The 19,207-nt window shown below is 57.0% G+C and carries 22 protein-coding genes; 10 read left to right on the top strand and 12 right to left on the bottom strand.

From position 1 onward, the window contains the following. Positions 1-87: 87 nt before the first annotated feature. The gene (gene punR, locus ABLX76_RS07460) at positions 88-999 is read left to right on the top strand and encodes a DNA-binding transcriptional activator PunR (protein WP_004202889.1); all 912 of its coding nucleotides are present in this window, start codon (positions 88-90) and stop codon (positions 997-999) included. A gap of 18 nt (positions 1,000-1,017) precedes the next feature. Here the strand turns inward: punR and purR are convergent, their stop codons facing one another. Beyond that, positions 1,018-2,043: an HTH-type transcriptional repressor PurR gene (purR, locus tag ABLX76_RS07465; protein WP_004202888.1), complete on the bottom strand. Its 1,026-nt coding sequence runs from the start codon at positions 2,041-2,043 to the stop codon at positions 1,018-1,020. A 295-nt stretch (positions 2,044-2,338) separates the two neighbouring features. Between purR and ABLX76_RS07470 the strand changes: the two genes are divergently transcribed. Both ABLX76_RS07470 and ABLX76_RS07475 read left to right on the top strand, forming a co-directional pair. Next, on the top strand, positions 2,339-2,428 hold the full coding sequence (locus ABLX76_RS07470) for a YnhF family membrane protein (protein WP_004152976.1): 90 nt from the start codon (positions 2,339-2,341) through the stop codon (positions 2,426-2,428). A 167-nt stretch (positions 2,429-2,595) separates the two neighbouring features. Beyond that, positions 2,596-3,765: an MFS transporter gene (locus ABLX76_RS07475; protein ID WP_032453121.1), complete on the top strand. Its 1,170-nt coding sequence runs from the start codon at positions 2,596-2,598 to the stop codon at positions 3,763-3,765. Positions 3,766-3,824: 59 nt separating this feature from the next. Here ABLX76_RS07475 and sodB read toward each other — a convergent pair whose 3' ends face one another. Further along, positions 3,825-4,406 carry a superoxide dismutase [Fe] gene (gene sodB, locus ABLX76_RS07480; RefSeq protein WP_023289943.1) on the bottom strand — a complete coding sequence of 194 codons (582 nt, stop codon included), beginning with the start codon at positions 4,404-4,406 and terminating at the stop codon, positions 3,825-3,827. Between the two features lie 481 nt (positions 4,407-4,887). Between sodB and ABLX76_RS07485 the strand changes: the two genes are divergently transcribed. Continuing rightward, positions 4,888-5,373: an AraC family transcriptional regulator gene (locus tag ABLX76_RS07485; protein ID WP_023289942.1), complete on the top strand. Its 486-nt coding sequence runs from the start codon at positions 4,888-4,890 to the stop codon at positions 5,371-5,373. Here the strand turns inward: ABLX76_RS07485 and ABLX76_RS07490 are convergent. Next, positions 5,328-6,200, bottom strand: coding sequence for a C40 family peptidase (locus ABLX76_RS07490; protein WP_065881518.1), 873 nt, complete (start codon positions 6,198-6,200; stop codon positions 5,328-5,330). The two genes, ABLX76_RS07485 and ABLX76_RS07490, sit on opposite strands and share 46 nt — an antisense overlap. A 340-nt stretch (positions 6,201-6,540) precedes the next feature. Between ABLX76_RS07490 and ABLX76_RS07495 the strand changes: the two genes are divergently transcribed. Continuing rightward, entirely contained in the window at positions 6,541-6,888 is a 348-nt protein-coding gene (locus ABLX76_RS07495) for a Grx4 family monothiol glutaredoxin (RefSeq protein WP_002907768.1), read from the top strand. Between the two features lie 47 nt (positions 6,889-6,935). Here the strand turns inward: ABLX76_RS07495 and rnt are convergent, their stop codons facing one another. The 4 genes from rnt to ABLX76_RS07515 all read right to left on the bottom strand — a co-directional run bounded on the left by rnt (position 6,936) and on the right by ABLX76_RS07515 (position 9,956). Continuing rightward, entirely contained in the window at positions 6,936-7,583 is a 648-nt protein-coding gene (rnt, locus tag ABLX76_RS07500; protein ID WP_004202881.1) for a ribonuclease T, read from the bottom strand. A 136-nt stretch (positions 7,584-7,719) separates the two neighbouring features. Beyond that, a complete protein-coding gene (gene gloA, locus ABLX76_RS07505; protein ID WP_032453119.1) occupies positions 7,720-8,127 on the bottom strand; it encodes a lactoylglutathione lyase in 408 nt (135 codons plus the stop codon). Between the two features lie 78 nt (positions 8,128-8,205). Beyond that, positions 8,206-9,303 (bottom strand): alkene reductase, encoded by a 1,098-nt coding sequence (locus ABLX76_RS07510; protein WP_044523573.1) that lies wholly within the window; start codon positions 9,301-9,303, stop codon positions 8,206-8,208. 53 nt (positions 9,304-9,356) lie between these two features. After that, positions 9,357-9,956 carry a TetR/AcrR family transcriptional regulator gene (locus tag ABLX76_RS07515; protein WP_032428869.1) on the bottom strand — a complete coding sequence of 200 codons (600 nt, stop codon included), beginning with the start codon at positions 9,954-9,956 and terminating at the stop codon, positions 9,357-9,359. A 139-nt stretch (positions 9,957-10,095) separates the two neighbouring features. On the opposite strand from ABLX76_RS07515, the gene ABLX76_RS07520 reads away from it, so the two are divergent. The 3 genes from ABLX76_RS07520 (at position 10,096) to sodC (ending at position 11,874) form a co-directional block, all read left to right on the top strand. Next, the gene (locus tag ABLX76_RS07520; RefSeq protein WP_017901094.1) at positions 10,096-10,338 is read left to right on the top strand and encodes a DUF1289 domain-containing protein; all 243 of its coding nucleotides are present in this window, start codon (positions 10,096-10,098) and stop codon (positions 10,336-10,338) included. A gap of 48 nt (positions 10,339-10,386) precedes the next feature. Beyond that, positions 10,387-11,283: an aldo/keto reductase family oxidoreductase gene (locus tag ABLX76_RS07525; protein WP_023318436.1), complete on the top strand. Its 897-nt coding sequence runs from the start codon at positions 10,387-10,389 to the stop codon at positions 11,281-11,283. 69 nt (positions 11,284-11,352) lie between these two features. Further along, entirely contained in the window at positions 11,353-11,874 is a 522-nt protein-coding gene (gene sodC / locus ABLX76_RS07530; protein ID WP_086075323.1) for a superoxide dismutase [Cu-Zn] SodC, read from the top strand. Here sodC and ABLX76_RS07535 read toward each other — a convergent pair. Genes ABLX76_RS07535 through ABLX76_RS07545 form a run of 3 tightly spaced genes read right to left on the bottom strand, consistent with a single transcriptional unit; the run spans position 11,867 to position 15,034 of the window. Beyond that, positions 11,867-13,891, bottom strand: coding sequence for an FUSC family protein (locus ABLX76_RS07535; RefSeq protein ID WP_348874356.1), 2,025 nt, complete (start codon positions 13,889-13,891; stop codon positions 11,867-11,869). The genes sodC and ABLX76_RS07535 overlap by 8 nt on opposite strands. Next, the gene (locus ABLX76_RS07540) at positions 13,891-14,787 is read right to left on the bottom strand and encodes an HlyD family secretion protein (RefSeq protein WP_065881522.1); all 897 of its coding nucleotides are present in this window, start codon (positions 14,785-14,787) and stop codon (positions 13,891-13,893) included. Before ABLX76_RS07540 ends, ABLX76_RS07535 begins: the two co-directional genes overlap by 1 nt. A gap of 10 nt (positions 14,788-14,797) precedes the next feature. Beyond that, positions 14,798-15,034 (bottom strand): DUF1656 domain-containing protein, encoded by a 237-nt coding sequence (locus tag ABLX76_RS07545; protein WP_023289934.1) that lies wholly within the window; start codon positions 15,032-15,034, stop codon positions 14,798-14,800. 172 nt (positions 15,035-15,206) lie between these two features. Between ABLX76_RS07545 and slyA the strand changes: the two genes are divergently transcribed. Beyond that, positions 15,207-15,647: a transcriptional regulator SlyA gene (gene slyA / locus ABLX76_RS07550; RefSeq protein ID WP_025710835.1), complete on the top strand. Its 441-nt coding sequence runs from the start codon at positions 15,207-15,209 to the stop codon at positions 15,645-15,647. Positions 15,648-15,681: 34 nt separating this feature from the next. Here slyA and ABLX76_RS07555 read toward each other — a convergent pair whose 3' ends face one another. Together ABLX76_RS07555 and slyB are read right to left on the bottom strand one after the other, a co-directional pair. Continuing rightward, positions 15,682-17,043, bottom strand: coding sequence for a GGDEF domain-containing protein (locus tag ABLX76_RS07555; RefSeq protein ID WP_065881523.1), 1,362 nt, complete (start codon positions 17,041-17,043; stop codon positions 15,682-15,684). A gap of 224 nt (positions 17,044-17,267) precedes the next feature. After that, a complete protein-coding gene (gene slyB, locus ABLX76_RS07560) occupies positions 17,268-17,735 on the bottom strand; it encodes an outer membrane lipoprotein SlyB (RefSeq protein WP_002907749.1) in 468 nt (155 codons plus the stop codon). 268 nt (positions 17,736-18,003) lie between these two features. Between slyB and anmK the strand changes: the two genes are divergently transcribed. Continuing rightward, positions 18,004-19,128, top strand: coding sequence for an anhydro-N-acetylmuramic acid kinase (anmK, locus tag ABLX76_RS07565; RefSeq protein ID WP_023289931.1), 1,125 nt, complete (start codon positions 18,004-18,006; stop codon positions 19,126-19,128). The last annotated feature ends 79 nt before the right edge of the window (positions 19,129-19,207 follow it).

Raw genomic sequence — 19,207 nt, forward strand, 5'->3', positions numbered from 1 at the left:
TACGATGCCGCAGAGTGTAGGGAGTGCATTGTGGCTTGTGAAACGCTAATATTTGTCACATGCATTCAAAAATTTTGCAGGCAGAAAATGTGGTCTGAATACTCTCTGGAAGTGGTTGATGCCGTCGCCCGTAACGGCAGCTTTAGCGCGGCGGCGCAGGAGCTTCATCGGGTGCCTTCCGCCGTCAGCTATACCGTGCGTCAGCTCGAAGAGTGGCTGGCCGTCCCGTTGTTTGAGCGCCGTCATCGTGATGTGGAGCTGACCCCCGCCGGGGTCTGGTTTTTACAGGAAGGGCGATCTGTTATCAAAAAAATGCAGATCACCCGCCAGCAGTGCCAGCAAATTGCCAACGGCTGGCGCGGGCAGTTGTCGATCGCGGTGGACGATATCGTGAAACCCGCGCGGATGCGCCAGATGATCGTGGATTTCTATCGCCATTTTCCCGATGTCGAGCTGATCGTTTTTCAGGAAGTGTTCAATGGCGTATGGGATGCGCTGGCCGACGGCCGCGTGGAGCTGGCGATTGGCGCAACGCGCTCTATTCCGGTTGGGGGCCGCTATGCGTTCCGCGATATGGGGATGCTGAGCTGGGACTGCGTGGTGGCGAGCGATCACCCGCTGGCGAAGATGGCGGGGCCGCTGAGCGACGATGTCCTGCGCAACTGGCCGTCGCTGGTGCGGGAAGATACCTCGCGTTCGTTGCCCAAACGGACAACGTGGCTGCTGGATAACCAGAAGAGGGTGGTGGTCCCCGACTGGGAATCGTCGGCAACCTGTCTGTCGGCAGGGCTCTGCGTCGGCATGGTGCCAAGCCATTTCGCCCGGCCATGGGTGGATCGCGGCGAGTGGACCGCGCTGGCGCTGGAAAATCCGTTTCCGGATGCGGCCTGCTGTCTGACCTGGCAGCAGAATGATGCTTCACCGGCGTTAAACTGGATGCTGGACTACCTGGGGGACAGCGACACGCTGAATCGGGAGTGGCTGCGGGCGCCGGAGTGATCCGCGCCCGCCAGTGCTTTAGCGACGATAGTCGACAAACGGGCCATCCGCCACCGAGCGGCGTTCGACCAGCCGAGGGTGCACTTCAATAGACTGCGACTCTTCGCGCTTGTTGACGATACGATCCAACAGCATATTGAACGCGGCTTCGCCCAGCGAATCTTTTGGCTGATGAATGGTGGTTAACGCCGGGCTGAAATAGCGGGCATTGCGCACATTATCATAACCGATCAGCGAAATGTCCTGCGGCACGCGCAGCCCCATTTCATCCGCGGCGCAGATAGCGCCCATCGCCATAATGTCGCCGCCGCAGAAGACCGCCGTTGGACGGTGTTGTTGGCTCAGGATCTGCTGCATGGCGCGGTAGCCGGACTCCGGCTCGAAGTCGCCCTGTACAATCCAGTTTTCCGGCACGCTGATATGCGCCTCTTTCATCGCCTGCATGAAGCCGGCCAGTCGCCCCGCGCCGGTGTTGCGCTCCAGCGGGCCCGGGATCACGCCGATTTCGCGGTGACCGCGTTCAATCAGGTAACGTCCGGCGATATACCCGCCCTGGAAGGCGTTATCAATTACCGCATCGGTAAAGTCGGCTTTTGCTTCGCCCCAGTCCATCACCACCATCGGAATATGGCGATACTCTTCCAGCATGCTCAGGACGGAGTCCGGGTATTCGGAACACATCACCAGCAGACCGTCGACGCGTTTTTGCGCCATCATCGACAGATAGGCCCGCTGTTTTTCCGGGTCGTTCCAGGCGTTGCCGAGAATCAGGGTATAGCCCTTCTGGAAGCAGCTCTTTTCAACGGACTCAATGATTTCAGCAAAATAGGCGGCTTCGCTGCTGGTCGCCAGCAGGCCAATCGATTTTGTATGATTGACTTTCAGGCTGCGGGCCACGGCGCTCGGCGAGTAGTGCAGCTCTTTAATCGCCGCCCATACCGCATTGCGCGTCTCTTCGGCAACGAAACGGGTTTTGTTAATTACATGTGATACAGTTGTAGTGGAAACGTTTGCGCGTTTCGCTACATCTTTAATAGTTGCCATTACATCTCACTCCATGCCTTGACCTGATCGCCTGATCATCGATACGTAAACGTTTGCCTACACACACCCTGAATACAATTTTCAACATTGCATCACGTCGGGAAAACGACACAGAACGACAGGAAGGGGTCAATGGCCGATACGCTTTTAAATTAGCGTGGGATTTTGTCCGATCTTGGGGCAAAGTGGAAGAGCAAAAATGTGCATCGCCCTAAATCCCGGAAGATTTTTGCGATTTTTTGTGCAAAAATGAGCAAGCTCACTTTTGGTGTGGGGATAACAAGAGGGAAAAATGATGGATACCAATTTAAAGTTTTCGCTGATCACCACGATTATTGCCCTCGGCGTGATCGTCGCATTCAGCCTGACCGCCATACTGCACTAATGTTCCGATGAGGGAGGAGCGCGGCCTCCTCCCCGTATCCCGCCATTATTATCAATTCTGCAAAAATCTTTTGTCATTTCGTTCACTTTTGTTTTTTTGTGATTGATGTCATGCTTTTGGCTTCTGATGTTATGCCGTCCTCCCTGACGGTCTGATGGAGTCATTGAATGAAAATCAACTTTCCTTTACTCGCGCTGGCGATCGGCGCCTTTGGCATCGGGACCACCGAGTTCTCCCCGATGGGATTGCTGCCGGTGATTGCCAAGGGCGTGGACGTCTCGATACCGGTAGCGGGAATGCTGATCAGTGCGTATGCCATCGGCGTCATGGTCGGCGCGCCGCTGATGACCCTGCTGCTGTCCCATCGAGCCCGACGCAATGCGCTGATTTTTCTGATGGGGATCTTCACCGTCGGCAACCTGCTGTCATCCATTGCGCCGGATTACACCACGCTGCTGCTGTCGCGCATTATTACCAGCCTCAACCACGGCGCCTTTTTTGGCCTGGGGTCGGTGGTGGCGGCCAGCGTGGTGCCCAAGCACAAGCAGGCCAGCGCGGTGGCCACCATGTTTATGGGCCTCACCATCGCTAATATCGGCGGCGTGCCTGCCGCGACCTGGCTTGGGGAAACCATCGGCTGGCGGATGTCCTTCCTCGCCACCGCGGGGTTAGGCCTGCTGGCGATGGTGAGCCTGTGGTTCTCCCTGCCGAAGGGCAGCGCGGGCGAGCGGCCGGATGTCAAACAAGAGCTTTCGGTCCTGTTACGGCCGCAGGTGCTTTCTGCCTTACTGACCACCGTGCTGGGCGCCGGGGCGATGTTTACGCTGTATACCTACATTTCGCCGGTACTGAATACGCTGACCCATGCTTCATCGTTGTTTATCACCGCGATGCTGGTGCTGATTGGAGTTGGTTTTTCGCTGGGCAACTATCTGGGCGGCAAATTCGCCGACCGGTCGGTCTCCCGCACGCTGAAAGGCTTTCTGCTGCTGCTGATGGCGATCATGCTGGCGATACCGCTGCTGGCGCAATCCCAGGCGGGTGCGGCCATCAGTATGATTGTCTGGGGCGCAGCCACCTTTGCGGTAGTGCCGCCGCTGCAGATGCGAGTGATGCGCGTGGCGCATGAGGCGCCGGGTCTCTCTTCTTCGGTGAATATCGGGGCGTTCAACCTGGGCAACGCGCTGGGCGCCGCCGCCGGCGGGGCGGTGATCTCCGGCGGACTGGGATATGCGTTTGTGCCGGTGATGGGCGCGATTATTGCCGGTCTGGCGCTGCTGCTGGTCTGGTTTAGCGGACGAGCGCAGCCGGAGGAGGCCTTTGCCAGCCAGTCATAAACGGTGGGGAAGGGTGTAAAAAAAACCGCAGCAGGGGTCACTCTGCTGCGGTTTGTCGTTTATGCGGCCAGGTTAGCGGCAACAAACTTCCAGTTAACCAGCGCCCAGAAGTGGTCCAGATAGCTTGGACGGGCGTTGCGGTAGTCGATGTAGTAAGCATGTTCCCAGACGTCAACGGTCAGCAGCGGCTTCGCGTCGGTGGTCAGCGGGGTACCCGCGTTGCTGGTGGAGACGATAGCCAGACTGCCGTCGGCATTTTTAACCAGCCAGGTCCAGCCAGCGCCAAAGTTTTTCGCCGCGGCGTCGGTAAATTTGGCCTTAAACTCTGCGAAGCTGCCGAAGGATTTGGCAATCGCGGCCGCCAGCTCGCCTTCCGGTTCGCCGCCGGCGTTCGGCGCCAGGCAGTTCCAGTAGAAGGTGTGGTTCCAGACCTGCGCCGCGTTGTTGAAAACGCCGCCTTCAGAGGTGCGCACGATCTCTTCGAGCGATTGACCTTCGAACGCGGTGCCTTTGATCAGGTTGTTGAGGTTAGTGACATACGCCTGGTGGTGTTTACCGTAGTGGTACTCCAGGGTTTCTGCGGAAATGTGCGGCGCCAGGGCGTCTTTTGCATATGGTAATGCAGGTAATTCAAACGACATTGCTACTCTCCTTATAACTTTTTTTGTTTTATCTCACATTGACAAGATGAGGTTTTCACCTGAATCGCGTTCTGACCGCCCGACGCTGTCGCGTCCCGGGCCTGTTATTGTATTGAGAATGTTAACATTTGCCGCAGGCAGTGAAAAGCCTTACAACGATAAAGGCTATTATCGCCGGCGCAACTGCCGAAGGCTTAACCGTTTTCTGCGGAGCGGCGCGTTAATATTCCCGCAGATGTTGCAATAATGTATAAGTAAAAGGAGGCTGGGTCTCCAGCCTCTCACCGCGATGGTTAATTTCTCAGCAGGGCATCTTAAGAACCCGCAGCGCAAACGGCTGTGTGAAAATAAGCATTTTAAATCAAATGATTAATGACGCTATGCTTTCAGGCAATCGCCGCTATGCCAATAATTCATTGTCTATTTTGATATTTGTATGACAAATATAGCCGCCGGCAGCAATTTCCACAGGATGGCTACGATGGCGAAAACAGATGAAGTGGTAAGCCCGAAAATGATCCCGGTCGTGCAGGGGATCGTTGACTGGATCGAAGCCCATATTTTTGACACCCTGCCGGTAAGCGCGATAGCGAAAAAGTCCGGCTACTCGCACTGGTATTTCCAGCGGCAATTCGCCATGGTGACCGGCTGCACGCTGGCGAGCTACGTCAGCCGCCGGAAGATGACCATCGCGACAATCTACTTAACGCAGACCGAGGCCTCCATGCAGAGTATTTCCCAACGTCTGGGGTACGACGGGCAGGCGGCGTTCTGCCGCACCTTTCACCGTCACTTTGGCATGTCGCCCACCCGCTATCGTCGGGAAGCGCCAGTCACAGAGGCGAATATGCAGTTTCCCCTGACGGTGGGGGCGGAGAACGCGCAGGTGAAGAGGGCTGCCGCCGTAGCGGCAGACCGGGATCAGCGAATGGTTTTCGGGGTCATGACGCGACGGGCGCCGACGTAATGGCGTACCCAGTAATCTTCGCTCAGGGAGGTGATTTGAATATCGCGGCCCGTGCGCGGGGACTGAATGAATTTCCCGTTGCCGACGTAAACGCCAACGTGGTCGGCAGTGCCGCGTCCGCGGGTGCGGAAGAAGACCAGGTCGCCGCTCTGCAGTTCGTCACGATCGACCGGACGCGCATCGCGCAGGTGGTACATTTCATTGGCGGTACGCGGGATATGAATCTTGACCAGGTCTTTGTAGGCGTAATAGACCAGCCCGCTGCAGTCGAACCCGGTGCGCGGCGAGGTGCCGCCCCAGCGATACGGTTTACCCAGCTGGCCCATCAGTTTGTTCATGGCGGTACTCTGCGCTTTTTGCACCCGGACTTTATGCGCGTCGGCGATCGTCAGATTCGCTTCGCTGGCCTCGGGTTTACAGCGTTTTTTATAGCCCTTACGCACCACGCATTTGCTTTTGACGCTGTTCAGCGCCAGGGCCGGTTCGGCGCTGGCGGCCACCGTTTTTGCGCACTGCTTTTTATACCCTTTACGCAGCACGCATTTTTTCGTGGCGCCGGCGGACTGACGATGAAGCGCGGTTTGGCTTGCTGCGGTAGAGCGGGTAGGGAGCCGGGTGCTCGAGGATTTTTTACTGGTGGTTTTAGCGGTGGTTTTACTTTTTTGACTGGTTGCTTTTTTCTTGCGCTCTGAGCCGCTTTTCGCGGGCAACGCCTTTGGCGAGGCGGAGGCGTGCGTATGCCCTGAAGCCTGAGCCAGTGGCGTGAATGAGATAGATGTGAACAGTAATGCACAGAGCGATATCGCGATTTTGTTTAGCCGCGCCACTGAGCAATCCCCTGATTAATTACAGACATGTACAAATGCCTGACGATGAATGACAAACCGGAACGATTCTAAAGCATAAAAACCCGGAAAGTTAATATTCTTTTGTATCAAAAATGTCGATTGGTTAACGATTGCAAGAAAACGCGTCAGACATTGACCGCCTCGCACAGAAAATGCGCAACGCGCGCCTGCCCACGACGGCAAAATGATATTTTTAAGGCAACTTCGCGCAACAGAAGATAAAATATGAATAGTGAAAAAAATGTTATTATCGGTCCTGCCCTCGGGACGCTACAATGACAAGTTACTGCCGTAGAAAGAAGTTTAAGGAAGCACGACAATGAGCTCGACTTTAGAAAAGATCCAACGCCAAATCGCTGAAAACCCGATCCTGCTGTACATGAAAGGTTCGCCGAAGCTGCCAAGCTGCGGTTTCTCCGCTCAGGCCGTTCAGGCGCTGTCCGCCTGTGGCGAACGTTTTGCTTACGTTGATATCCTGCAGAACCCGGATATCCGCGCCGAGCTGCCAAAATATGCCAACTGGCCGACCTTCCCGCAGCTGTGGGTGGACGGTGAACTGGTGGGCGGCTGCGATATCGTCATCGAGATGTACCAGCGCGGTGAACTGCAGCAGCTGATCAAAGAGACAGCGGCGAAATACCACACTGACGAGCCGAAAGCGGAATAATTCCCGCGGTCAGTAAAAAAGCGACTTCCTGGAAGTCGCTTTTTTTATCACTCCGGCGTCGCCACCGGCAGCGGCCAGCCGCCCAGACGCTTCCAGCGGTTCACTATCTCGCAAAACAGCTGTGCCGTCTGCTCGGTATCGTAGAGGGCGGAGTGGGCCTGCGCGCCGTCGAACGGCATACCCGCGGCAATACAGGCTTTCGACAACACCGTCTGGCCCAAAGCCAGCCCGCTCAGCGCGGCGGTGTCAAAGGTGACAAACGGATGGAACGGGTTGCGTTTAAGCCCCGCCCGTTCGGCGGCGGTCATGGTGAAGCTGTGGTCAAATGTGGCGTTGTGCGCCACCATGATAGCCCGACTGCAGTCGCTCTCTTTCATCCCTTTGCGTACCATTTTGAAGATGGCATGCAGAGCGTCGTATTCGCTCACGGCGCCGCGCTCTGGATCGTGCGGGTTAATCCCGTTAAAGGCCAGCGCTTCGGGCTGAAGATTGGCGCCCTCGAAAGGTTCAACATGGAAATGCAGCGTTTCATCGGGCATCAGCCAGCCTTGCTCATCCATCTTCAACGTAATGGCGGCGATCTCCAGCAGGGCGTCGGTTTTGGCATTAAATCCTGCGGTTTCAACATCAATCACCACTGGATAAAAACCGCGGAAACGGTCGCACAGACCATTCAGTTGAGCGTTCTCGGACATCAGATTCTCTTAGCTGGAAAAAAGTAGCGCGCATTATGGCAAATTTTGCCACGGCTTGCAGCAGGCAGGGGTGAAAACAACGGGCGCCGCAGCGCCCGGGCGAACGAGGATAATGAAGTCGCTATGGTCGGGGGGGTTAGTTGCCCAGCCCTTTGCCGGCGTCTTTCTCTTCAATCAGCTCGATTTTGTAACCGTCAGGATCTTCCACGAAGGCGATAACGGTGCTGCCGCCTTTTACCGGCCCGGCTTCGCGGGTAACGTTGCCCCCGTTCTGGCGGATCCGCTCGCAGGCTTCGGCGGCGTTGTCGACGCTCAGCGCGATGTGACCGTAGGCGGTGCCCAGCTCATAGCTGTCCACGCCCCAGTTGTAGGTCAGTTCGATCACCGCGGTATCGCTCTCTTCGCCGTAGCCGACGAAGGCGAGGGAGTATTTGTACTCCGGGTTTTCGCTGGTGCGCAGCAGCTTCATGCCCAACACATTGGTATAGAAGTCGATAGAACGTTGCAGGTCGCCAACGCGCAGCATGGTGTGGAGTAAGCGCATAATGTCCCCTATGCAGTTTATTTGATAGATCAGAGCCTTGAGTATAGCGGCGATACGTCGCCGCTATCAATGGAGGGATTACAGCGTAGGATAATCGGTGTAGCCTTCCGCGCCGCCGCCGTAGAAGGACTCCGGGCGCTGCGGGTTGAGCGCCGCTTTTTTCTGCAGGCGGGCAACCAGATCCGGGTTGGCGATGTAATCGCGGCCAAAGGCCACGGCATCAATCAGCCCTTTGCTGATCAGGTCGTTGGCTTTTTCAACGGTGTAGGCGCCAGCGCCAATGATCACGCCCGGGAAGCGGTCGCGAACTTTCTGACGGAAGGCTTCGCTGTACGGCTTGCCGCCCGCCCAGTCCGGCTCGGACATGTGCAGATAGGCGATACCGCGTTTCGCCAGCTCGCTAATCAGATACAGCGCGTCTTCTTCTTCGTTCGGGCCATTATCTACATTCTGGAAGCTGCCAATCGGCGACACGCGGATGCCAATCCGGTCGGCGCTCCACTCTTTGCTCACGGCGTCAACCACTTCCAGCACCAGACGGGCGCGGTTTTCCACGCTGCCGCCATACTGGTCGGTACGCTGGTTCGCCGATGGCGAGAGGAACTGGTGCAGCAGATAGCCGTGAGCCGAGTGCAGTTCAACCAGATCGAAACCGGCGTCACGGGCATTGCCCACCGCCTGACGGAAATCATCGACGATCCCCGGGATCTCTTCGGTTTCCAGAGCGCGAGGCATCGAGGTGTCGGCGCGGATGGCGTGGCCGTTTTCGTCGCGCAGCGAGGTGCGGGTGCCGGCGCTCAGCGCAGACGGCGCTACCGGGGCGGCGCCGCCGGGCTGCAGGCTGCTATGGGAAATTCGCCCGGTATGCCACAGCTGCACGGCGATATGGCCGTTTTCCGCGTGAACGCCGGCGGTGATTTTCTGCCAGGCGGCAATCTGCTCCGGGCTGTGCAGCCCTGGCGCGCCGGCATAGCCTTTGGCCTGGGCGGAAATCTGCGTCGCTTCGCTGATGATCAGCCCGGAGCTGGCGCGCTGACGGTAATATTCGCCCATCAGCGGGGTAGGGATATCGCCCGGCTCGATGCTGCGCAGACGCGTCAGTGGAGCCATAAATACGCGATTAGGGACGGTGACGGCACCGACTTTCAACGGGGTGAATAATTTTGATTCCGACATAATGACTCCTGAGTAGACCGGTCGTCTAGGAACTGATGAAATAAAAACGCCTGTTAAACAGCAGGCGCCGCAATAATCTGTTTCGCGTGGGCAAGGGCGCTCTCCAGCGGCGTTGCGCTACGCGTTATTTTGGCCTGCAGGTTGGCGCCGAGCCACAGGGAATAAAGCACCTGCGACAGGGTCATGGCCTCGCCGTCAAATGTCAGACTGCCTTCCTGACGTCCTTTCTCCAGCGCGTCGCCCAGCAGGGCGATGATCTGGCTGGCGCCGTGGTTCATGGCGGTGCGCATGTCTTCCGACAGATCGCAGACCTCTGCCGACAGCTTGACGGTAAGACACCCGCTAATAATTCCCTGCTGGTAAAACTGATTCAGCGTGTGCTGATAGTAGGCCAGCAGCCGATCGCGATAGTTGCCGTCGCCATGGGCGAAATGCTCGACCAGGCGCTGCAGATATCCGGCGAAATGGTTTTCCAGCAAGGCGACGCCGAAGGCTTCTTTAGAGCGAAAGTAATGATAGAAAGAGCCCTTGGGCACTTCCGCCGTCTTCAGGAGTTCGCTCAAGCCCATGCCGGTAAAGCCGCGATGCATGCAAAGCCGCTCGCCGGTGGCCAGAATATGTTCTCGGGTATCGCAATCGCTGTGTCTGTTCATGGAGCACACTGTAGTAGACCGATTGGTCTAATGCAAGACCCGGCGCAAAAATGTTAGCTGGCGCAGCACGTAGTGAACAAAATTTGCGTCAGCGCGGGGAAACGTCTTCAATGAAAGGAGATGAGGGGACAGGAGGCGTGTGGTGGCAGAGCAGTTAGAGTTTTTCCCGGTGCAGAGCCCGTGCCGGGGAATTTGTCAGACCGATGAGCGCGGCTACTGTCGCGGCTGTTTCCGTAGCCGTGAGGAACGTTTTAACTGGCAAACGATGAGCGATGCGCAGAAACAGGAGGTATTGCGTCTGTGCCGTCAACGCCTGCTGCGCAAAATCCGCGCAAACAGGCCAGAGGCGGCGGAAGAACCGCAGCAACCCTCACTGTTTTAAGCCAAAAATTACGTATACTCAGAGCACTTTTTTATTGAGGAAGCGGTTATGGTTCAGCGTATTGCTATGGCTCCCCAGGGGCCGGAATTTTCGCGTTTTGTAATGGGCTACTGGCGTCTGATGGACTGGAAAATGTCGCCAGGCGAGCTGGTCGGCTTTATCGAACAGCATCTCGATTTAGGTATTACCACCGTCGATCACGCCGATATCTATGGCGATTACCAGTGCGAATCCGCCTTTGGTGAAGCCCTGAAGCTGGCGCCGCATCTGCGTAGCCGAATGGAAATTGTCAGCAAATGCGGCATTGCCACCCGGGCGCGCGCTGAAAACACCATCGGTCACTACATTACCGACCGGGACCACATCGTGCTCAGCGCTGAGCAATCGCTGCGTAATCTGGCGACGGACCATCTCGATCTGCTGCTGATCCACCGGCCGGATCCGCTGATGGACGCCGACGAGGTGGCTGAAGCCTTCCTCGCGCTGCATCACAGCGGCAAAGTACGTCATTTCGGCGTCTCGAACTTTACCCCTGCCCAGTTCACCCTTCTACAGTCGCGCCTGCCGTTTACGCTTGCTACCAACCAGGTGGAGATCTCGCCGGTGCATCAGCCGTTGCTGCTCGACGGCACCCTCGATCAGCTGCAGCAGCTGCGTATTCGCCCGATGGCCTGGTCCTGCCTCGGCGGCGGCCGCCTGTTTAATGAAGAGGGCTTTCAGCCGCTGCGCGACGAGCTGGCCCAGGTGGCCCACGAGCTTAACGCCGACAGCATCGAGCAGGTGGTTTATGCCTGGGTGCTGCGCCTGCCATCGCAACCGCTGCCGATTATCGGCTCGGGCAAAATTGAGCGCGTGCGCTCGGCGATTGTGGCTGAAAAGCTGAGTATGACCCGCCAGCAGTGGTTCCGTATCCGCAAAGCCGCGCTCGGTTACGACGTGCCATAACCGGCATTTCGCCTCCGGAAACCTGTTCCTGGTTTACACTTAACAGGGAGACAGCCATCCGGAGGTGTTATGCAACGATGTATTCTCGCTATCCTTTCCCTCGCATTTTGCGCTGGCGCGCAGGCCGTCAGTGAAGATGTGCAACTTAATCTCGTGACCAGCCAGGGCGTTGGTCAATCCATCGGCAGTGTAAAAATCACTGAAACCGACCGCGGACTCGAATTTGCTCCCGATCTGCGAGCGTTGCCGCCGGGCAAGCACGGCTTTCATATCCATGCTGAAGGCAGCTGCCAGCCGGCGATGAAAGAGGGCAAAGCCGTAGCCGCCGGAGCGGCGGGCGGACATTACGATCCGCAACATACCGGTAAACATGAAGGGCCGCTGGGCACCGGACATCTTGGCGATTTGCCCCTGCTGGTGGTCAACGACGCGGGCGTGGCTGACCAGCCGATTATCGCTCCCCGTCTGAAAACGCTGGCGGAAGTGAAAGGCAAAGCGCTGATGGTTCATGTCGGCGGCGATAATATGGCCGACAATCCGCAGCCGCTGGGCGGCGGCGGCGAACGGTTTGCCTGCGGGGTGATTAAGTAATCTTTTCGCCAATCGTTCCGGCGACCGGAGCCTGTTCCAGCTGCGATAGCGCGCAATACAGTCGCCAGATCGCGGCGGCCAGCTCCCGGGCCGCCGGCTGATGATGGTGGTTCAGAACCTCGCAGATCCGCAGCAGCTCCTGCAGCGTGGTGGCCAGCGGCCGCTGCTGCACGCCGCGCTCGCTCATCACATCGCGCAGCAGGTTGATACACAGATCGCGCACCTGGGCGAGCGGATCGGAGCGGGTTTCCCACTCACGAAGCTGCCAGACCACGTGGGAGCAGTTCAGTAAGACCACTCCCCAGCGCAGTAGCCAGCGGCGGGCCAGCGCATCCTGGCTCTGACTAAGCTGGCTGACGTGGTGATATACCAGCGATTCAAATTCGTGCTCGCTGTGCTGGGGGCGGCGGCTGAGCTGATCGACAAAGTGACGCCGTAACGCTCTGATGTGCCGTCGCCCTTTGCGGGCGTCCGAGCCGGGACTGAGCACCGCAAAAGCCAGCCACGCAAAGCCCACGCCGACAATCTTGCTTAAATTGTCATTGAAAAAGGCCGCATAGTCGTACACCGGTGGGTTGGTGACGGAGATAAACGAGCCCATAAAGACGATAAGCTGCCCCCACAGGCCGGCAAATTTTGGCCACTGCAGCTTGAGTAACTGCATGGTGGTCAGCAACGGGAACAGAAACAGCAGGAACTGCCACAGGTCGGTGATCTGCACCATCAGGCCAAATTTCACCACAAAACTGAACAGCGACAGCAGGACCAGGGTCTGCATCAGCAGGGTCAGCGAGCGAAACGGCGAGGCCGACACCGAGTAGAGTACGCAGCAGATGGAGGCCAGGGTCAGGGCCGCCGCGCAGCTGGTCCACTGGGTACTGATCCCCCACGCGCCTATCGCCACCAGGGCGCAAAAGGTACGAATGCCGTTGAGCAGGGCTTCCGCCTGGTCCGTGTGGCGGGTCAGCGCGGGTGCGGAAGGAACATTGAACTCGGCGATCGCTGAGGCATTTTCAACCCGGCGGATCCAGCGGCTGCTTTCCAGATAAATGCGGCAGAAATAGCGTAACCGCGCCCAGAAGGCGAGGTGGCGGTAATCCGCGCCCGGCGGCGGCGCCAGCGGCGCCAGAATGCGGGCGACGTGATAGCTGTCAGCATTGCTGGTGGCGAGCTCCGCAAGCAACGACTCCAGCACCTGGCGGGTATTGGCCGGGGCGTCAGGCCAGTTCAGCAGCATACGCCGCAGGCTGGAAATGACGCTGGTCATTCGGAGCTGCTGGTGTAGCAGGTAGTTCAGCAGGGGATTCTGCCGACGGAAGCGGTAGTGGCTCCAGAAGGCCTGGATGCGCAGCAGGTTCATGGTCAGGATCTGGCCAATTACGCTTTCATGGGCGGTGCGTATAGCATCCGTCGTTTCCGGTACCCACAGCAGACTGGCGTGCTCCAGCAGGCGGGCGTGCATGGTTTTCAGAGCCGTCAGCAGGTTGCTGCCATCGGAGGTGCTGGGCAGGATCATCATCATCAACCCGCCGCACAGGATCCCGACGATGACTTCGCAGACGCGCGACTGGGCAATCACCCATAGCTCGTAGCTGTCGCTGATATTAATTACCGGAAAGGCGATGATGGCGCAGGTATAGCCCGCCAGCTGAAAGGCGTAGGCCACGTTGTTGGTGAACAGGGCGCAGGCCCAGGTGCAGAGCGCCAGCCAGCCGGAGATACTGAACAGGAACAGCCAGGGATCGTTGAGCGTATGGCCCGCCAGCAGCAGGGCGGCGCAGGCGCCGAGCAGGCTGCCGGCAATGCGGCCAAAACTTTTACTGATCACCCCGCCGACGGTGGGAAAGCTGACCACCGCCGCGGAGGTCATCGCCCAGTAGGGCTCATCCAGATCCAGCGCGTAGGCGATGCTCAGCGCAAGACACATGGCGATGCCGTTACGCAGCGCGTATCGCCACTGCGGTCGGGTGGCTTTAACCCAGGGCAGCGTGCGCCATGACAGGGTCTGCAGATTCATCACTGTCCGCCGATCGAGACGGTGCAGGTGGTGCCGGAGACCAGAGTGACATCGGCCGGCAAGCTATCAAAGGCAATCCGCACCGGGACGCGCTGGGCGAGGCGGACCCAGGGGATATTCGGTTTGATATTGGCCACCAGCCCGGTTCCCTGTTCCACGCTCTGGTCGACAATCGCGCGACCGATGCTGGCGACATGCCCCTGCAGCGTCTGCTGATTGCTGTAGAGAATGATTTGCGCCGGATCGCCGATGCGAATATGGCGCAGTTTGGTCTCTTCAAAGTAGCCCAGCACATAGAACGAATGGCTGTCCACCAGGGCAAAGACCGGATGGCCGGTGGTGGCGTAATCGCCGACCCGGGTGGAGAGGTTAGTCACCCAGCCGTCCACCGGCGCTTTGACTACCGTCTGGTTGAGCTGCCACTGCGCATGCTTCAGCGCCGCCTCGGTGACACCGACTCCCGCTCTGGCGGCCGCCAGGGTGGTGGTGGCGGTATTCAGGGCGGTATTGGCGTTTTCAAGGTCTTCAGCCGAGATGGCATTCTGCGACAGGTTTCTGCGACGGCGGGCCTCGCTGGCGGCTTTGCTTTGCTCTGCCTGCGCTTTCGCCACCTCAGCTTGCGCTTTCGCCAGCTGCGCCTGGGCGTTCAGCACCGCAATGCGGTAGGGGGTGTCGTCGATGGTAAACAAGACTTCACCGGCCTTGACCCGCTGGTTATCGGCCACGTTAAGCTGCAAAATACTGCCGGAGACCTGAGGGGTGATCCCGACCTGCTCGGCTCGCACTTTCCCGTCGCGGGTCCAGGGGGACTGAGTGTAGAAATTCCATAACAACCACGCGGCAACCAGTGCGATGGCCGCCACCAACAGCGTTGACAAATATTTTAATTTTTTCATAGCAGGTAGATCACCAGGCAATCAATAACAGCAGGGCCAGACAGACCGAGAGCGCGAACAGGGAGAGATCCATCAGCAGGGGATGCCAGATGTCGCCCGCATACATCCAGTCACGCAGCTGGCGATGTAAAAACAGCCAGATAAAGAAGCCCAGCAAGACGGCTTTGAACAACGGAGGGAAATAGACGGATGCGCCGAACATCAGGTCCTGCAGCGGCAATCCGGATGAATTAAGACTCAGTTTCACAAGCAAAAATCCTTTGCCATAACAGGGATAACCTCAGGAAGTGCTACTCTTTAACAGTGTAAATCATTGTTTTGGTTTTTGTTGAATCAAGTAATTCATTTGTTTTGATTATTCAAATGCTGCACACTATTCTAAAATCAGTATAATAACTTAGCAAGCTAATTATAAGGAGATGAAATTGGAATCGCCACTTGGTTCTGATCTGGCACGTTTAGTTCGCGTCTGGCGCGCGCTAATCGACCATCGCCTGAAACCTCTGGAGTTAACGCAGACCCACTGGGTCACGCTGCATAACATCCACCAGCTGCCGCCTGAGCAGTCGCAGATCCAGCTGGCGAAAGCCATCGGTATTGAACAACCGTCGCTGGTGCGTACGCTCGATCAGCTGGAGGAGAAAGGGCTTATTTCTCGCCAGACCTGCGCAAGCGATCGGCGGGCCAAACGCATCAAGCTGACTGAAAAAGCCGAACCGCTGATCAATGAGATGGAAGAGGTGATAGGCAAGACCCGCGATGAAATCCTCACGGGGGTCTCGAAGCAGGAAGTGGAGACGTTGCTCCACTTAATTCGTAAACTTGAACAAAATATCCTCGATCTCCAGGCAAAAGATTAATCCTTTTGCGGCCCGGGCTATCCCGGGCCTTTTTTTACCCGCCCTGGCGTCGCCAGATCACCACCCGGTTACGTCCGCTGTTTTTTGCTTCATACATGGCTTCGTCCGCACGCTGAACGCACTCCTCCGCCGTCACACTTCTGTCATGGGTGGTATACACCCCCATGCTGATGGTCATCCGCTCTGGCAGAGCGGTCTGCTCGGCGCTGACCGCCAGACGGATGCGCTCGGCGATCGCCTGCGCCTCGTTCTCTGAGGTGTTGACCAGCAGCAGGGCAAACTCCTCACCGCCGATGCGGGCGGCGACATCATCCTTGCGCGAATGGCTGTCCAGCACCGAGGCGGCAAATTGGATCACCTTGTCGCCGGCGATGTGGCCGTAGTTATCGTTGATGCGTTTGAAATGGTCGAGGTCGCTGATAATCACCGACAGCGGATGCTGGGCCTTCACCTTCGCCAGCTGCTGGTTTAGGCTGTCATAGAAGAAGCTGCGGTTATAGAGGCGGGTCAGTGGGTCGCGGATCGAATTCTGGTAGGAGTTGACATACTTGTGGTTAGACTCCCGATAGAGGATAAAGACGTCGACCAGCAGCACCAGGATCAGGAACAGGGTGCACAGCGTTTCAAAAAAACGCGCCTGATACCAGGCCTGATCGAGTTCCCCAACGGTAGAGAGCAGCCGGAAGAGGGTGAACAAATATGCGCTGCAAAAAAAAGCGCCGCTATACCAGAAAATATTGCGCAGTTTACTCAAGCAAATTATTAATATTAGCGTGATAAACCAGACGGCCATCAGCAGCCAGCTGATAATACTTTTCCACAGCGGGGTGAAAGTATGATTCAGGTCGTCGATAAAATTGATGCTCAGTTTCGGCGAGTGGCTGGAGTACAGCCATGATAAAAAAATAATGGTTAATACAAGAACAATACATGCCGCGAAAGTCATTACATGGGCTTTCCAGGAATGCATGATGCGCCGGCGGAAATAATACAAAATAATTGATGACATGAATAAGACGGCCATCATTATATTGCGAAAGAAATAATATATGACGGCGTCATTTTGTTTCACCACCGGCGAGGGATTACAGCTGAGCCAGTCCGGATAGCTGCTGAGCGTGCCCAGCATCAGCAACGCCGAACAGGCAAAGCCGAAAGCGACAGGGGTCAGATACAGGCGACGCTTGCTGCTCCAGTATTTCATGCCCATAAAACAGGCAATAGTGATATGAAACACCATCAGAAAACTGGTCAGCAGAGGAAATAGTGTAGATGAAGTGCTGTTGAATCTGGTGTGAAAAAAGTCCGTCAACCCGGTCATGCCGACCCCGGCCAGTAAACAAATACAAATATAAACGATAAGACGTTTAACGATATGATTCATGTGTTTGGGCATAGACAATATTCCACAGGGAAAAGCAAGGGTAACGATATTGCGTCGACATTAAAAGAGTAATGTGCAGAAGAGTAGTCGGGGATGACTGATAAAATATTGCGCAGGCGCAATGATTAATGCAATTCAAAAATTAAGATGTCTGAATGCTAATGCGTAGCTATTAGGGTGTAATAAATGCAGAGGAAAAATACGATGCGGCATCACCGGCCGCATCGTCAGAAGGATTATCGAGGAGAGACGGTGACCTGGCTGCCGCTGCCGGCAATCGCCACGCGCTGACCCACGGAGAATGGGGTGCTGCCCTGTTTCTGCACCACCATAATGGTATTGCCGTCATCCTTACGGATTTCCAGTTCCACGCCCTGGGTTTTATTCATCGCACCCTGCACGCCCTGACCGGCTACGCCGCCCGCGACCGCACCTGCCGCTGTGGCCAGAGAGCGTCCGGTACCGCCGCCGATGGTGTTCCCGAGGAACCCACCCAGCACCGCACCGCCAATCGCCCCGATGGCATTGCTGTCGTCGCCGCTCTGGATCTGTACGGCGCGGGTATGCACGATGGTACCGTATGTCACGCTCTGCACCTGTTTGGCTTCAGATGCGGAATACACATCGCCGGACAGGCCGCTGCTGCTCACGCAGCCTGCGAGCGTGAAACCAATCATCGATACAGCCAAAACACGTAAAATCATTTATGAATCTCCTGTTCACCGAAGGTGTTCAATTGAACGTCCATGCGGTTAATTATATGGCATTTAGTCGTCGGCGGGCATAGCTTCTCTCCGGACTATACAAAAAATAATAATTAATGGTGCTTCAACCTTAACTAAACGCCGGTTCTTTACGATGTTCTCTGAATTGTCGCTCTATTGTTAAAAAGTATTATTACAACATAGCATTAGCGGACACTTTATGGTGGAGTGAAGGATATACAAGGGTCATGGAATGAAGGAACAACGTATGAGATCGGGTCGCTTTATTGGCGTTATGTCTGGTACCAGCCTTGATGGTATCGATGTCGTTTTGGCTGCCATCAATGAAAACATGGTGGCGCAGCAGGCCAGTCTCACCTGGCCCATCCCACACGCGATAAAAGAAGAGATTCTGGCGATTTGCCAGGGCCAGTCATTGACCCTTTCGCAGCTAGGTCGTCTGGACACCCGACTGGGGCGGCTGTTTGCCGATGCCGTGCTGGCGCTGATGCGCCAGGAAAAGCTCAAACCCACCGACGTTATTGCCATCGGCTGCCATGGACAGACCGTATGGCATGAGCCCCAGGGCGACGCGCCGCATACGATGCAAATTGGCGATAACAACCAGATCGCCGCCCATACCGGCGTCACCGTGGTGGGGGATTTTCGTCGCCGGGATATGGCGCTTGGCGGACAAGGGGCGCCGCTGGTGCCGGCATTCCATCATGCGCTGCTGGCGCACCCCGTTGAGCGGCGGATGGTGCTCAATATCGGCGGGATCGCTAATGTATCGCTGCTGGTGCCGGGCCAGCCGGTGCGGGGCTATGATACCGGACCGGGAAATATGTTGCTGGACGCCTGGATCTGGCGCCAGCAGGGCAAACCGTACGATAAGGACGCCCAATGGGCCAGCGAAGGTAAAGTGCTCCTGCCGCTGCTGCAGGATATGCTGAGCGATCCATGGTTTGCCCTGCCGGCGCCGAAAAGCACCGGTCGGGAATATTTCAATTACGGCTGGCTGGAGCAGCATCTGGCTCGTTATCCGGGGCTGCGCGGGCAGGATGTGCAGGCAACGCTCGCAGAATTAACCGCCGTGACCATCAGTGAGCAGGTATTGTTAAGCGGCGGCTGCGAGCGTTTGTTAGTGTGCGGCGGCGGCGCGCGTAACCCATTGTTAATGGCGCGCCTGGCGGCCCTGCTGCCGGGAACCGAAGTCTCCACCACCGATGAGGCGGGGATCAGCGGCGATGATATGGAAGCGCTGGCCTTTGCCTGGCTGGCCTGGCGCACGATCGCCGGCCTGCCGGGTAATCTGCCCTCCGTGACCGGCGCCAGCGAAGCCACGGTGCTGGGCGCCATTTTTCCTGCTAACCCGCCGCAGAATCGGAGTTAACTGAAATCTTAAAGACGACGCGACCGGTAAACTGGAAAAGTTAAGCGGAGGGCGGAGTGCCCTCCGTGACCGGGAAAGT

Source organism: Klebsiella sp. JB_Kp004 (assembly GCF_040065795.1).
GTDB classification, from domain to species: Bacteria; Pseudomonadota; Gammaproteobacteria; order Enterobacterales; family Enterobacteriaceae; genus Klebsiella; species Klebsiella quasipneumoniae.